14 protein-coding genes are annotated in these 15517 nt (G+C 47.6%); 3 read left to right on the top strand and 11 right to left on the bottom strand.

All coding sequences use genetic code 11. The annotated features are described in order from the left end of the window. Window positions 1–522 precede the first annotated feature (522 nt). Window positions 523–1629, top strand: coding sequence for a Fic family protein (locus CRO25_RS14240; RefSeq protein WP_218843445.1), 1107 nt, complete (start codon window positions 523–525; stop codon window positions 1627–1629). Between the two features lie 79 nt (window positions 1630–1708). Here CRO25_RS14240 and CRO25_RS14235 read toward each other — a convergent pair whose 3' ends face one another. Continuing rightward, window positions 1709–2224, bottom strand: a complete 516-nt coding sequence (locus CRO25_RS14235; protein WP_053782622.1) for a DUF2179 domain-containing protein — start codon at window positions 2222–2224, stop codon at window positions 1709–1711. A 258-nt stretch (window positions 2225–2482) separates the two neighbouring features. On the opposite strand from CRO25_RS14235, the gene CRO25_RS33365 reads away from it, so the two are divergent. Both CRO25_RS33365 and CRO25_RS14230 read left to right on the top strand, forming a co-directional pair. After that, complete coding sequence (locus CRO25_RS33365; protein WP_179132178.1) at window positions 2483–2632, top strand: hypothetical protein; 150 nt, start codon at window positions 2483–2485, stop codon at window positions 2630–2632. Then, window positions 2574–3791, top strand: coding sequence for a Glu/Leu/Phe/Val dehydrogenase family protein (locus CRO25_RS14230; RefSeq protein WP_079695441.1), 1218 nt, complete (start codon window positions 2574–2576; stop codon window positions 3789–3791). Before CRO25_RS33365 ends, CRO25_RS14230 begins: the two co-directional genes overlap by 59 nt. Window positions 3792–4026: 235 nt before the next feature. Here the strand turns inward: CRO25_RS14230 and CRO25_RS14225 are convergent, their stop codons facing one another. From CRO25_RS14225 to CRO25_RS14180, 10 genes are all read right to left on the bottom strand, one after another. Beyond that, entirely contained in the window at window positions 4027–5688 is a 1662-nt protein-coding gene (locus CRO25_RS14225) for a hypothetical protein (RefSeq protein WP_079695440.1), read from the bottom strand. Between the two features lies 1 nt (window position 5689). After that, the gene (locus tag CRO25_RS14220) at window positions 5690–6475 is read right to left on the bottom strand and encodes an ABC transporter ATP-binding protein (RefSeq protein WP_079695439.1); all 786 of its coding nucleotides are present in this window, start codon (window positions 6473–6475) and stop codon (window positions 5690–5692) included. Window positions 6476–6711: 236 nt separating this feature from the next. Further along, entirely contained in the window at window positions 6712–8214 is a 1503-nt protein-coding gene (locus tag CRO25_RS14215; RefSeq protein ID WP_090994638.1) for an RICIN domain-containing protein, read from the bottom strand. A 288-nt stretch (window positions 8215–8502) separates the two neighbouring features. Next, window positions 8503–9135: a PepSY domain-containing protein gene (locus tag CRO25_RS14210; protein ID WP_179132182.1), complete on the bottom strand. Its 633-nt coding sequence runs from the start codon at window positions 9133–9135 to the stop codon at window positions 8503–8505. Window positions 9136–9273: 138 nt separating this feature from the next. Further along, a complete protein-coding gene (locus CRO25_RS14205) occupies window positions 9274–10071 on the bottom strand; it encodes a PepSY domain-containing protein (protein ID WP_179132181.1) in 798 nt (265 codons plus the stop codon). Between the two features lie 78 nt (window positions 10072–10149). After that, entirely contained in the window at window positions 10150–11526 is a 1377-nt protein-coding gene (locus CRO25_RS14200) for an ATP-binding protein (protein WP_079695436.1), read from the bottom strand. Further along, a complete protein-coding gene (locus CRO25_RS14195) occupies window positions 11523–12272 on the bottom strand; it encodes a response regulator transcription factor (protein WP_079695435.1) in 750 nt (249 codons plus the stop codon). The genes CRO25_RS14200 and CRO25_RS14195 overlap by 4 nt, the downstream gene beginning before the upstream one ends. Window positions 12273–12326: 54 nt before the next feature. Continuing rightward, on the bottom strand, window positions 12327–12971 hold the full coding sequence (locus CRO25_RS14190) for an SDR family oxidoreductase (protein ID WP_079695434.1): 645 nt from the start codon (window positions 12969–12971) through the stop codon (window positions 12327–12329). Between the two features lie 341 nt (window positions 12972–13312). Further along, window positions 13313–14494, bottom strand: a complete 1182-nt coding sequence (locus CRO25_RS14185; RefSeq protein ID WP_063568226.1) for an NAD(P)/FAD-dependent oxidoreductase — start codon at window positions 14492–14494, stop codon at window positions 13313–13315. Window positions 14495–14517: 23 nt separating this feature from the next. Beyond that, window positions 14518–14964 (bottom strand): DUF1641 domain-containing protein, encoded by a 447-nt coding sequence (locus CRO25_RS14180; RefSeq protein WP_024629786.1) that lies wholly within the window; start codon window positions 14962–14964, stop codon window positions 14518–14520. Window positions 14965–15517 lie beyond the last annotated feature (553 nt).

Here is a 15517-nt window from a genome sequence, read left to right as displayed (position 1 = left end):
AATCCTTATCTCAGATTCTATGTATATGTGATCGTATCTTCAGGGATTGTACCGTATGCAACCTGGCATCGTTCGCACTTAACTTATGTATAGAGCCCTTCTACCATAATTTAGCGATTACTTAAGATTTTTTGAGAATATTATCTATTATTCAAGTCTAAACTATGAATATCCTGGAGGTGTTCATTCAATGTATGTCACTTGCCCTTCCTGTAGTAAAGAAGTCAAAATTAAAAAAAATGGCCACGGCAGATGTACTTGTGGTGCCCACATAAAGGTTATAAATGATAAATAACCACTCCATCACTTCATTCTATTTATAAAAACAAGCTCATTTTTATAAATAGATATGTACATTTCGCCTTTTATATGTAAAAATATCTTTAATTATAGATAAGAGGTGATGGAATGAGGTATATTCATAAAATTTATCATGAAAAAAGTGCTAGTGAATTTAACACTACATATCAACAGAGATTCAATTATGAGTCAACAGTACGAATGGGACTAAAAATAAAACCAATGAACCAGCCAAATGAATATGAGCTTTACTATGTTCCCACTAACCACTTGTTAACCCTCGTCAACAATATCCATCTCATATCTCGAGAGTTTCAGAAAACGTTTGAACAGCTCCCTACGGTAGCTCAACAGCAATTTATTAATGAGTGCTTGGTAGAAGAACTATACAATACCAATGATTTGGAAGGAGTAAGGAGTTCACGCGAAGAGATCGCAAGAAGCACGAAAGAGATTCAATTAAAAAGAAAATCTAAAAACAGGTTTGACAGTATGATTAAATCTTATTTGGCTCTATTAAACAATGAAATGAAGTACCCCGGTTCACCCCAAGATATAAGACAAATCTATGATGAGATTACAAATGGCGAGATTGACTCGAGCGAATTACCCGATGGCGAAATTTTCAGAGAAGAAGCAACCTATATTTATAAAAAATCGGGCAGCGGAAAGATTATTCACCAGGGAATGACACCAGAAAAAGAAGTTTATCGTGCAATAGAACAGTTATTAAACTTTATGAATACCCATGACGAGATTCCGCTGATGATTAGAGTGGCCGTTGGCCATTATTTCTTTGGTTATATCCACCCATTCTATGACGGTAATGGCAGAAGTTCTCGCTTCATTAGTAGCTTATATTTGATAGAGGTACTTGGTGAGATCGGTACACTGTCTCTATCTAGAGGGTGCAATACGTATCGGAACAAGTACCTGGAGACTTTCGAGATTACAAATAGTATTAAGAGTCGGGGCGAAATGAATTGTTTTATTGAATCTTTCCTTGAAATTATTCTTGAAACGCTTAGCAAAATGAGTGGAGAGTTAAAAGAAAAAATTGAATTACTTAAAATTACTGAGAACAAACTGTCTAAAGATTACAGACTTAAAGATAAAGATTCCATATATCGCCATATCATGTTTATCTTAGCCCAAAACCATTTCTTTGTTACAGAAAACGGACTGACCATCAAAGAATTGGCTGAAATTTTAAATAAATCCGAAATGACAATCCGCAAAACAATCAAAGAATTGCTACAAGTATCTCTTATTGATAAAAACGGTGAGAAACCAGCGTATTATTCAATTAGTCGAAAATACTTTGAATGATAACTTTATTTGAAAATTTAACAAATGTTATATTTACAACTGAAAATCAGGCCTGCACCTGCTGCAGACCTGCCATAATTTATCTTTTGATGGAACGTGTCCAGAACCCGCCATGGAACTGTTTGGGTTCAACGGTGATGACAAATGCTTTGGGATCAAGCTCCAGAATCGTCTGATACAGCAGTTTCTGGTTTTTGCGTTTCGCCAAAATCTCCATAACCAGCCGATCTCCATCTCGTCCACTACCAACCCAGGCGGTGACACCGTATCCTTTATCCCGCAAGGCATTCGCTACATCCCCGCCCATCTGGTTACAAATAACCTTAACGGTAACGTAACCGAGTGCAATCTTCTCTTCAATCCAGGCACCTAGCAATACCCCTAGCCCGTAACCAACAGCATATACAATTAACGCAGATGGCTGGGTCAGATATTTGAGTACCAGATTCAGACCGAGTACGTAGATCACAATTTCGCCCATACTGATGAGCGCAGCAATATATTTCTGTCCTTTGAGCGTCAGAATCATTCGAAGTGTATAAGCAGATACATACACAATTTGGATCAAAAAGATAAATACCAATATTTTAAACAATCGCAATCCCTCTTTCCTGACTTTCACAACGGAATGGGCCGTTTGTTGCGTGCCTTCTTTCCGCTTCCTCTACATATCATTTATTCTTCTGCATGTTTACTCTATCTCCATCATTGGACGTTATGCGGTCATTTTAAACGGTTGAACGTAAATTGGACTGCATTTTCTATTTTCTGCCCACTGGCAAGCCGGAACTGACATTATAGAGCCCTTTTCACTCATTATCAACCGGCCTGAGACCCAGGGGCGAAAATCGGCGTGTCTGAATATGCTGAACCAACAGCAATTCGATTGAGGCGTACAGGCAAACAGGTTCGGGAAACGACGGCTACCAAAAGGGGGAACTGTCATGCAGTTGTGGCACGAGATGCAGCGGGAAGGTATGGAAGAACTCATATTTTGCCATGATCCACGGAGCGGGCTTAAAGCCGTCATCGCCATCCATAGTACGGTGCTGGGTCCCGCAATCGGGGGATGCCGCTGCTGGACGTATGCATCGGAGGAAGAAGCGGTTCGGGATGCCATCAAACTCGCGAAGGGCATGACCTACAAATCGACGGTCTCCGGTCTGCCATATGGCGGCGGCAAAGCTGTGGTATGGGATGTGCCCGCCGAACTGGTCACCCAATCGGATGAGGCCAGCCCAGACAACAATCTGAATCCCAGAAAAGGCAAACAGGATGTCGGACTCCAAGCGAACATCATTAAAGGCAAGGATACATCGAACGGATTAGATAAGGGTTTAGATAAGACATCCAAAAACAACCTACAAGCCTGCCGGCGTGCCGAAACGTTCCGTTCTCTGGGCCGCTATCTGGAACGACTGAACGGACGTTATGTGACAGGCCTGGATCTGGGCACTACGGCGGCAGATATGGACCAGATCCGGCTGGAAACGGTACATGTGACGGACACGACCGGATCACTTGGTGCACAAGATGATTTCACAGCTGAGATGACCGCCTACGGTGTATACACTGGCATTGTGACATCGCTGCGTCACCAAGGCATTGACGCCTTGCAGGGCATTTCCGTTGCCGTCCAGGGACTGGGCAAGGTCGGGTATGCCCTGTGCCGTTACCTGCATGCAGCCGGGGCACGGCTCATTGTGGCAGACGTTGTACCCGAACGTGTACAACGTGCCCTTGTGCAGTTCAGCGGCGCCATTTCGGCCGATCCGGCCCATATTCACACCGCTGACTGCAAGGTGTTCGCCCCCTGTGCCCTAGGGGGCGTATTGACCCCGGCAACGGTGGAGGAGCTGCGCTGCTCCATCGTTGCCGGGGCGGCGAACAACCAGCTCAGCCACCGGGAGCTGGTTGTTCGCCGCATGCAGGCGCGCGGCATTCTGTACGCGCCTGACTATGTGCTCAACGCAGGCGGAATCATCAGCACCGCCTACGAGCTGGAGGGCGCAGGGCCCGACCTGATCCGCCAAAAGGTGGCGGGGATTGCGGGCACACTGTCCAAGGTCTATGCGATAGCAAAGCAGTCTGCCCTGTCCACGGCGGATGCAGCAGATCAGCTGGCAGAAGCTGTCCTGCAAAGCGGAAAACCTCATGCTTAGCATACCGATTTTGCATATTTACTAGTGGCTCGTTAATTATTCCAGAATCGAGATCACTGTTACAGTTCGCCATATCATTTTCTCCGCAGTTAAAAATCAGTGCATCACGTAAAGAATTAGAAAAAACGTAAAAAAGCCAATCCGATTCATCAACACCGGATTGGCTTCAATCAACTTTTCTTCAGGATTCCATCTACTAAACTTCACATTCATCCTCAACCGACTACCGCCCGCCTTAACCTTCAACCGTTACAGAAGCCCGCTTCACTCGATGCAGCATCGTCCAGAACAGCATATTGATCGAAACCAGTAGTGCTACATAGATCCAGATGCCCGCTGGTATCGTGCGGATAAATACATGCAGTCCCCATAACAGTGCCATGAGCGGAAAGAAGGCAAAGACGAGCCAGCCGTCACTTTGCCCGGCCACACTAAAGGATTGGGAGAACGGCGGTTTTCGCATCAACAACTTTCCAGACAGCGGAATAAGTGCAGTTGCCACCAAAAATATTACGATCAGATCAGGAAGAATTCTTAACCCAAAGGTCCACACAAATACAATGGCGTTCAATATAAATACGGGTAAGAACATGTTGCATAAGAAAGCTTTTAGCGCTCCACTATATAGCACATTCTCATTGGCCAGAGGGGCTGCCCGGAAGGTCCAAAACGCCTTGTATTGTCCGGAATACTTCAGCATGGTCACAACAGACACAATCAGCAAGAGCACAATATATAGTGTGTAAAAGAAGGAGCTTTCCCTAAATTCTGCCCACGAAGAACTCTGCAATTGGGTGAACCAGAATACATAGGGCAATACAAAAGATAACCCCATCGACGGGTATACCTTCAGCTTGAACTCCCTTTCACTTCGCATCATACTGGCAGACAAACGAAAGCACGCCTGCTCTTCTCTGGAACGGGAGAATACCTTCGCCATGATGCGATCCCAATTCCCACGTCTTCGTCCAGAGGCCTGACCTGCGTGTGCCATTTTCTCCAAATACAATTCGAAGGAAGGCATCAGCTTCACGTACACCAACAGACTGACCATTGGAACGATCACAGCAAGCGCTGAGAAAGTATACAGCCAGGCATCTCCCCCGCCGCCGAACAGCAACTCAAATGCCGCTGCATACCATACCGGAGGCAGCAGTAACTGCCACCAGGCAGGTGTGAACACCATATTAAAGTCGATGATGCTGAACGAACGTATGACCAGCTGATAACCTACGGCAATCCCGATGGAAAGCAGGATTTGCATCATATTGATCATGTCCTTAAGTTTCTCGCCATCCAGAAACTTCATCATGAATAGATAGATCAGGGACGTGGTCACCAGAATTAACATATTAATCAGCACCAGTTCCACCAGAAAAAGCAGGAAAAAGCCGATCCCGTGGGCAATCAATCCGGCTACCAGCGGTGCAGCCGTCAGAGAGCCTGTCAGGAGGAACAAATAAACCCCTGCGTGAATGGCACGAGCCAAGCCAACAGTGCGTCCATTTACCGGCTTGGTCATGATGATATTACGATCCCGAATATCGAGCAGTACCGAAGAAAAGTCGGAGATCATGGAGGTCATGATCATAAACATCAGCATGGCGGTCACTAGACCCATCTGGAGCATAAAGTGTCCCGTATCCCAGACAACAAACGGAACCATAATCAGCCCCATCAGTGCGTATAACCAGAGGGAACGCAGATACAGATTGCCTTCTTTCTGCTCCTTATTTCCATTTCGTGCAGACAATACCGTCGGTACCCTCCGCTGATCCATCTGGAACTTCACCCGTAGAATCAAACGCAGTACGTCATAATCCGCTCCTGTTCTGGCGATGATCGGCCGAAAACGATCCAGAATCTTCAGCGTGCGGAAGTCGGAGGATTCCGCCATATCAGTACACCTCCTGCAAGATGGACACAAAACGTTCTGCAATTGCCCGATGCTCATTGAAGCCCGTCAGTTGATTGAATACTTCCTCCAGTGAGCCTTCCATGGATTGCTGCTGGAGCTGCCTGAACGTACCATCCGCCATCACACGTCCTTCGGCAATCAGAACGATTCGGCTGCTGATCTTCTCCACCACATCCATGATATGTGACGAATAGAATATCGTTGTGCCCTTGGCCGACAGCTGTGTCAAAATCTCTTTTACCACCATCACACTGTTAGCGTCTAGTCCGCTGAGTGGTTCATCCAGGAACAACAGATCCGGGTCATGCAGCAGCGCGGAGATCAGCAGCACTTTCTGACGCATGCCTTTGGAGAAGGAAGCAATGCGGGAATGATATGATTTTTCCAGTCCAAAACAATCCATCAACTGCTTCGCCTTATAATCGGCATCTTCATAGGACAACCCGTACAATTCTCCTATAAAGGTCAGATACTCTGCCGGGGTTAATTGCTCGTATAGCTCCGCGACTTCCGGTACATAACCGATTCTTCGCTTATATTCCGCGTCACCATCCGCGATATCCTTGCCAAAGATGCGGACCGTACCCACATATCCCTCAACTAGCCCAAGCAAAATCTTGACCGTCGTGCTTTTACCCGCACCGTTCGGACCAATATATCCAATCATCTCGCCCCGATTCACTTCCAGATCAATCCCATTGAGCACATAACGACCGTTATACCGCATACGCAAGCCTTCAATTGACAGTACCTGTTTTTCACTCACTTCGTTATCCAGCCCCTGTCTCTACTATTTCTACAATTCTACTAGTTTACCACAGATTGGGATAGTAATGATCGGAAATACATCGCAACATGATAAATCCTCTGAACATCATCTCAGCACTAATATTCACGTAACAGGAGTGAAAACATCACAAAACCCTTGTCCCACCTATAGGTGCGGGACAAGGGTTTCGCATGATCTTCTCGATGAATCACCTCTCACCTTAAAATAAATCCTTATTGCACCTTAACAATCTGGAAGTGTTGATTCGTACCGCCATTATCGGTCCACTGAATTGCAGCAGCCCCGTCTGCCAGGGATTGTCCCGAAATATCAAGCACCTTGCCTGTGCTGCGGTTTTTCAATTTATAATAACCACCGCCGACACTAATCAACTGCCATTGCTGACTGGCCCAGCCGCCATCGCTCCATTGTTCAATAACAGCTCCATCTGCTGTAGAGCCATTCTCTACACCGATTAGCTTGCCGCTGGAACGATTGATGATTTTGACATAACCGCCACCCGCATCCGTGATCTGCCACTGCTGGCTGGTCGTTCCGCCGTCTGCCCGCTGCTCCAGATCGGCACCGTTATCCGCAGAACCACCGATGACATGAAGCAATTTATTGCTTTTGCGACTAATCAACTGATACGAAGCATTCGGGTCCCATACATCGGGTGTATCCACTCCGGTTACGGAACCCGTGGCTGCATCAATGGTAACCGTGCTTGCCCAGTTCATCGCCAGACTGGTTGCACTTGGGAAAGACAACGGCAGCCACACATACTTAGAATCCTGCACTGGTCCGCTCCAGGCGCCAGCCCAGCGATCACCCATATAAAGATAGGATGTTGTCTGTGAGCCTTCCACCGGAAGCACGTAGGTCGATTGGGAACCATAGGTTGTACTATCTCCAAAGTTGCTCAGGCCGCTCCATGTGCCAGTTATGCTGGTAGCGGTCGCATATTTGGCCTGATTCGGATTCCATCCCGTAGCCCCGGATGTGATCAGGAAGTAGACGCCACCCTTTTTGAACATGGCAGGTGCCTCACGATATTGACCCGGCCACAGCGTCGTTACGAGCGATTCCACACCGAGAAAATCTGGAGTCAGCTTGTAGATATTCAGGTCGGCATTCACTTTGGTCGCTGAGATGAGATAAGCTGTTCCGTTGTCGTTGTAAACTGTCATGTCTCTCGAATCATAGCCAAGCGGCCGATAGCTGCCTACATACGTATAATTGCCATCCACTGTACTTGAGGTCGCTACCGCCACTCTGGCTTCACCGTAGTCAACCCCGTTTTCCTTATGCATCCAAAGAACATACTTGCCTGTTGCACTGTTATAGATGACCTTCGGGCGTTCGATGTTGGAAATGTTCAACTCGGCAGCCGAGCTGCTGGTGAGCACATCATTGCGATACTCCCAGTTTTTCAAATCTGCTGAACGATATACGGAAACCGCCTTGAACGTTCCATTAGGGTTGCGATTCTCCCCAAACCAGTAATAGTATCCGTTAGCCTTAATCATCCCGCCCCCATGGGCATGAATGACATTGCCGTTCGTATCCTTGAACTGTACCCCGTTGGTTACACTGAGTGGAGCAGCGGAAGCCTGTTGTCCTGGAGCGACCAGCATGCCTAGCGATTGTAGCGCCAAGATTAGAGCAAGTAGATAACATAGACGACGAGTGAAACGATGTGAATTTGTTTTCTTTTTGAACCAACCCTCATTCATAGAAAAACACACCTCCGTAATCCGTTTATAAAGCGCTTACAATAAAATCGATACGTCTCTTCTTCCTCCGATCGATGATGCATTTCTAAGATTACCTGCTTCTCAGACTGGCTCGGCACTCACCTCCTGATTACGATTGTATCCGCCATCCCCCTGCTCGAATAGTGAACAATACGGCGGAACATGTACGATTACACACTGAACTTATGGAGTGAGCAGCAAAAAGACGCTTCATCCGAAGCGTCCTCTCTTATACACAAGCCAAATCCCTATAATATACGTTATTTCTTAATCTTCGTCGTCAAAATCCTGGTCAACCGACAGCACTTTGCCTGTATTGGCATCGACGTCTACATCGGCTTCGCCATTTGCTGTTCTCAGTTCCACTTCATAGACATAACGGCCGTTATCATGATCCAGTTCGATTTCGGTTACTTTTCCGCTTGTCACCTGTTTCAAGGCAATGTTCGAAGCTTGTGCCTCTGTCAGTTTAACCTGTTTTGAAGCAGCTTGATTGGAAGAAGTAGTACCTGCCACAGTCCCATTATAATCATCGTCGTCATCGTAATCTTTATCATCGACTACTGCAAGGATTTTACCTGTGTAGGCATCCAAACGAACAACAACGTCATTACTACCTTTTTTGTCGATTTCAACTTCATAGAACGTTTGGCCGTTTCTGCGCTCCAGATCCACATCATCCACTTTGCCATCCGTTGCTTTCAAGGCTGCTTCTTTGGCCTGTGCGACCGTCAGCAATGTACCTGTGTTGTTCTGGGTTTGTGTTACTGATTGTGTAGTGGACGTTTGCGTAGGCTGTACCGATTGTCCATTTACACTCCCACTAGCCAGAGCGGCTGATCCTCCGAGCAACACCGCTGCCGACAAGCTGCCAATCCATAGTTTATGTTTGTTCATCATCATCATTCATCTCCTCGTTGTTGTTCTCGTTCTCGTCTACAGTTATAGATTAACCTGTACGGATGAGAGTTCAGCGAGAGTTAGATTAGAATTTGATGAGAAAATGAGTGAGAACCTCACAGAATGGCTTCCATACCTTTAATCTTCGTCTTCATCCCAAGTGACCGAACGAATCGCGCCCGAAATGGCATTTACCTGTACAATGGCCTCACGACCGTCATCCAGGTCAATTTCAACCAGATAATACGGATTGCCACTATTCGTTCCACGCAGTTCGATATCATCCACTTCACCAGGAACCTTAGCCAGTGCCTTCTGCTCTGCTTCTTTCTCGCTCAGAAATGAAGTCTTGGTGCCTTCCCCTGTCGTCGGGTCGGGTGAAGAGGCTTCCAGCGTCTTTGAAGACTGTTTCACTCCAGTATACGGATCAATGGTCCATTGCTCCCGAGTATTGTCCTTCATCTTGAATAACGCCAAATACACCGGACTTCCCTGCTGCTCGACGAGTTCAAGCGACACCAGTTCGGCATCCGTTTGTTTCAGCAATTCCGTCTTGATCTGTTCCCGACTCCATAACGTCTTCTCCTCGGCTTGCGGGTTGGACTCCAGCCGTTTAATGGAATTCACGGTCGCCGTAACCGCATCAACTTGTACGTCATACAGTCCGGTTTCAGAGCGGAGCTGCATGATGTAGGTTCCGTCCTTCAACGTGGAATTTACGATTTCTCCAGGATATTGATTCAAGACCGATTGGGCCGCTGCATCTGCTGTTAACATCACGCGGTCTGATTGCCACGGCCTCCACCACATGATCGCTATAACGACAAGAAGAGCCAGGAATCCCGCACCCCACCAAAATGAACGTCTTGGCTTCGCCCATCCTTTGCGCTGTTGTTCTTCCCGTTTCATTTCCGGACGCCCCTCATGCTCTTCCATCATGTTCCCTCCCTTACGCACTCTCTTGTGATCCCTAATCGTACTGTGTTACCAGTATATAAGAGAAGAATGAGATTTTCATGAGAGCGATCCGTTCTGTACGGATGTGGGCAAAATAATCGAAGCCTCGGTTCCTCTGCCCTCGGTGCTGTTCAATTCAATACGTGCGCCCACGGCTTCTGCGATATCTTTGGCCAGGGACAGTCCCAAGCCTGAACCACTTGCTCCCCCGCTGCGTGTTCTGGCCTGATCAACACGATAGAAACGGTCAAACACCTTGGACAGTTCCTCTTCCCGCATGCCGATCCCCTTATCCACAATACGTATCCGACATTCCTGCCCCTTTGCCTCCAGCCGGACTTCAATGGCATCCTCACTATACTTACGAGCATTGTCCAGCAAAATAAAAAGCAGCTGCTTCAACTTGCTCACATCGCTAATCGCCCATATCCTGCCTGGGTCATCGCAGTGAACTTCCCGATGATAGGCTTCGCAAAATGCACGTGTGGAATCCAGCGCAAGTTGGGTGATATCCACCCGCTCCAGCTGTACATTCCACTGCTCTGGCTGCTTTGCCAGCAATAGCAGCTGCTCGGTCATCTCCCGCATACGCACAGATTCGGACAGAATGGCTTCTACTGCCTCGTCGAATACTTCGGGTCGATCCTTACCTCGTCGTTGCAGCAGACTGGCATAACTTTCAATGATGGTAAGTGGTGTTTTCAGTTCATGAGAAGCATCAGAAACAAAGCGCTCCTGCCGCTCGAAGTTGGATTCCAGCAGATCCATCATGCGGTTAAACGTCTGCCCCATCGTTTTCAGCTCATCCTTCGATTTTTCATCGAGCGGAAGTCGCTTGAACTGGCCGCTTGACTGGATATCACTCATCGTACGTGTCATCTGCTGGATCGGCCGTGTCATCCGGTTCGCCAGAATACGGCTGGAGATGATGGCCGGAATCAGCGCGATGATGGTCACGGCAACAAGAACTGTACGAAGCACAGACAGGCGATTCTCGGTATCCTCTATGCTCTCGGTGACTTGTAGATTCACCACTTCACCATCCGGCCAGATCACGGGCACAGACACCCAGACATAACCGATCTGCCCCACTTGGATATACTCGGACTTCTTCTGACTTTCGTACTTGTAGGACAGCTTGCTCAGCTGCTCCTCAGCCGATGTCGTCACCGGCGGGGAGCTGGTGCCGTCTTCATTGACGATCCGCAGCATGCCGTCCAGCGGCGCGTAGGCCCGGAGCAAGTCGTCCGGCGGAATGGAGCCGGCAGACTGGCGCACTCCTTTTACAACAGACTCGGCCTCAGCCTCTACCCGCTTGATCTCGTTATCGATCGACATCCGTTCAAACACGATATACACCGACAGATTGACGGCAATCAGCAGCACGGCGAACAATACGGACGAGTATCCGTAGATTTTGCTGCGCAGGCTCATACTTGCTCCTTCAGGACGTAACCAACACCCCGAACGGTATGTATTAAGGGTGGTGTGAATCCGTTATCGACCTTTTTGCGCACATAACGGATATACACATCCACCACATTGGTATCTCCATAATAATCGTATCCCCAGACGGCCTGAACAATCTGATCCCGGCTCAGCACCTGGCGCTGGTTTTGCAGCAGATACACCAATAGATCGAACTCACGCGGGGTAAGCTCAATCGATTGACCATCCCTGGATACCTCACGGGTTCCTTCATTCAGCTTCAATCCACCTGCGGTGAGCCAGCCTGTCTCACTCTCCGCCGTGTGATCTGATGATTGCGCCGTGTCCCGTGGAACCGAAGAGGAAGAATGGGCAGCAGCCGATGCAGCACTCAGGCGCAGTGCAGCACGCACTCTCGCGAGCAGTTCTTCGATGCGGAACGGTTTTGTAATATAGTCATTGGCCCCCAGATCGAGTCCGGAGACTTTGTCTTCCACAGAGTCTTTGGCTGTGAGCATCAGAATGGGCACGGTCGCATCTTTGGCACGTATGCGCCGCAGCACTTCAATACCACTCAGACCCGGCAGCATAATATCCAGCAGAATTAGATCCCATTGCCCGTCCCCATACATCTCCAGCCCTTCCGTTCCGCTGCCAGCCTTGCCCACCTGATATCCCTCATACTGTAGTTCCAGTTCAAGCAGGCGTGCAATTTTGGGCTCATCCTCGATCACCAGCACGGCTTCCTTCATGCAAAGCTCCCCCTCATTCCGTCATTCCATACTCCCGTTATATTACAATACGAATTACAATTTACCTAAGGCATCCTCTACCAATTCATCCCCGGCGATCAGATCAAAAGCCATTCGATACGTCTTCTCCTCCTGGAGGGAAGCAGCGATTACACGAGCCACATCTTCACGTGGAATACTTCCCGGTTTCAGATCTGTTCCTACAGAGATTTTGCCGGTACCCGGCTCATTTTTCAAACCACCTGGACGGATAATGGTGTAATTCAGATCACTTGCGAACAACGCCCGATCGGCATAATGCTTCGCCACGTAATACGGCTTAATGGCGTCGGACCACTTCTCCCGCTGATCTGCCCCAAACGCACTGACCAAAATATATCTGGTAATTCCCTGCTGCTGTGCCGCCTCCATTGTTTTCACCGCACCATCGAGATCAATGAGCAATGTTTTGTCTTCGCCCGTAGATCCACCGGAACCCGCTGTAAACACAATGGCATTGTGATCTTTCATTGCCTCGGCCAGATCATCCACGCTGCCTTCCAAATCGCCAATCACCACATTGGCACCAAACTGCTTCAGTGCATCTGCCTGCTCCGGTTTGCGAATCATCGCGGTGACTTGATGTTTCCCTTCCTGTGCCAGTTGCTGCACCAGAAATTTGCCGATTTGTCCGTTCGCTCCAATGACTAATACGTTCATATGTCATTCTCCTCTCGGTTTTCCTTTTATAAGCTAGCTTTTTTTATAAAACAGACTTGTCTTTAATTTAAACGAAAGCCGACGCTTCTAAGCGCCGGCTGCTATGTATTACTACCGTTCAGCGCATCTGGTGTGATGCGGATAACACGTCTTCCCTTTAATATACCATACACCCTATACGGTTTATACCGAGCACTTTTTTCTTCAACATCTCTGATAACAACGAATACACTCCTATATATCACTTCAAGGAACTTAGCCCCTATGCCAAACCCTTGCTGGTTAAAAATAAAAAAAGGCACCCCAAGAGGGGTACCTTTCTGCTGCATGGCGTACAGGTATTAGTAAGCCAGTGCAAACAAACCGTGAATATGAGCAAGGTAACGGATGTTACTTGCTTCTTTCATCATGGTTGCTGGCAGACCTTTCAGACGAGTCTGGTTGCCACCGATCATGCCGACAGCATCCTTACGACCCAGACTTCCCAGTGTACCGGAGAATACTGGTGTGAAGGATTCCATTGCGCCACCTTTGAACATTACGCCCAAGTTGTGACCAATAGTTTCACCCATTTGCCAAGCCAATTGTGCTGTTGGAGGGTATGGACGAGCGCCTTCGCTAGGGAAGACCACTGCGCTGTCACCAGCAACAAACACGTCTTTATGGGATGTGGATTGCAGTACTTCCGTAACTTTCGCACGGCCACGATCCACTTCAATTCCGCTGTTGGCAACAACTGCATTACCTTGAACGCCACCTGTCCATACGAGTGTGTTCGTAGGGATTGAGCTTCCGTCTTTCAGCAGAACTTCATTTTCTTTCATTTCGGTAATCGCTACGCCAACGATGAAGTTAACGCCACGTTTTTCTAGACTCGCTTTTGCACGCTCAACCAGTTCTGGCGGGAATCCTGCCAGGATGGAAGGACCTGCTTCAACCGTGTACAGGGAAACTTCTTTGAAGTCGATACCTTTTTCTTGGCATACAGCCGGAAGAAGGTCAGCGAATTCACCAACAAGCTCGATACCTGTCAAACCACCGCCACCGATAACAAACGTAGCGTCTGCTTTGTTGCCGGATTGTTTGTAAGCATCCAAACGAGCTTCCACGTGTGCACGAATGCGGTTAGCATCGCTAACGGATTTCAGCGTGAAGCTGTACTCCTGCAATCCCGGAATTCCGAAGAATGCCGTTTCACTGCCCAAGGCAACAACGAGTGCATCGTAAGAGTAAGTAGAACCGCTAGTCATGAGAACTTTTTTCTCGTCCGGCTTGATTGTATCCACCGTATCGATTTTCAAGTTCACATTTTTACCACTCAGCAATTTTTCGAGTGGAAGGGCAACTGCTTTTTCAGCAATGCTTCCTGCTGCAAGACGGTGCAGTTCCGTAATAATTTGGTGCGTAGGGTAACGGTTCACGACTGTAATAGTCGCTTCTTCCGGTGTCAGGTATTGACGCGCAGTCAGCGCAGTCAACAGACCACCGTAACCTCCGCCCAAGATCAAAATTTGCTTCGACATATCCATCCTCCGTTCTTCTAATCTTAACGTTGCTGTTGTTGACGCTCGTTCAGGATGCTCAGGAATGATTGAGCAAAACGAAGCGTTTGTTGTACGTTTGGATCTTTAAGCATTTTGAGCATAGCGAACAAACCAACCGAAGTTTGCTCGGCTTGCGCACGATCACTTGCTTCGATGGCAGCAGAAGCTACACCTTTAGCTTTGTCTACAACAGGTTTAGCAAACTCGCCCATTGCGCTCATTGTGTCGCTGATCAGAACTTTGTCTGTAGCTACGCTTTGTGCAAAGTCATAAGCTTTGGTCATAGCAGTGACCATTTCAGCCAGTTTAGGCAAGTTCTCCACCAGAACGGTCAGAGACTCCTGTACCTCAGGCTTCATCAATTGATCCAGTACGTCCAAGGACTGGCGTTGGGAAACGTCGGCACCTTCTGTAACCGGCACCTCTTGTTGAGTAGGCGATTGTGACATAAGAGAAAGTCCTCCTTTACTTTGGGATAGAAGTCCGCGACTTTCATGATGCCTGTCAAGCAGAGCCGAACCACAAATACATCCAATACAACTAAATGTACCAAATTTCACACAATAGAATGAGCATAGCCCAAGGGCCGTTCCCACATCGTGTATTGTATCTTGGGTCTATTGCGGACAACATGTGTTGACGCAAAACGACAAGCAGGCCGAAACCGAACTCTATACCCCTATATTACACCTCTTACACATGAACATGAAAAAGAAATTTTTTACACTTGTGAAGATATTGTGAACATTGTAACAAAATCGATTTTTTTGTCAAGCATTGTGGTCGGATTAAAATCGATTATTCTCCTGTCCCAGATCCGTAATCCTACCACATGTGGTAGGAAGACAAGATCACATATGACCATATGTGCGATATGTACACAAGGAAGGATTTTTTCAACTGAATTTTTCAGGAATTGTTTTCCAAAACCATGAATTTCATGCAACGAAATTGGTCACTGTCGTTATTATGCAGCTAGGGGTGCAGCCTTATTCCTGAAAT

Origin of the sequence: Paenibacillus sp. RU5M, assembly GCF_900221055.1 — a bacterium.
Classification (GTDB): Bacteria; Bacillota; Bacilli; order Paenibacillales; family Paenibacillaceae; genus Paenibacillus; species Paenibacillus marchantiae.
This window is presented reverse-complemented; position numbering and strand designations above follow the sequence as displayed.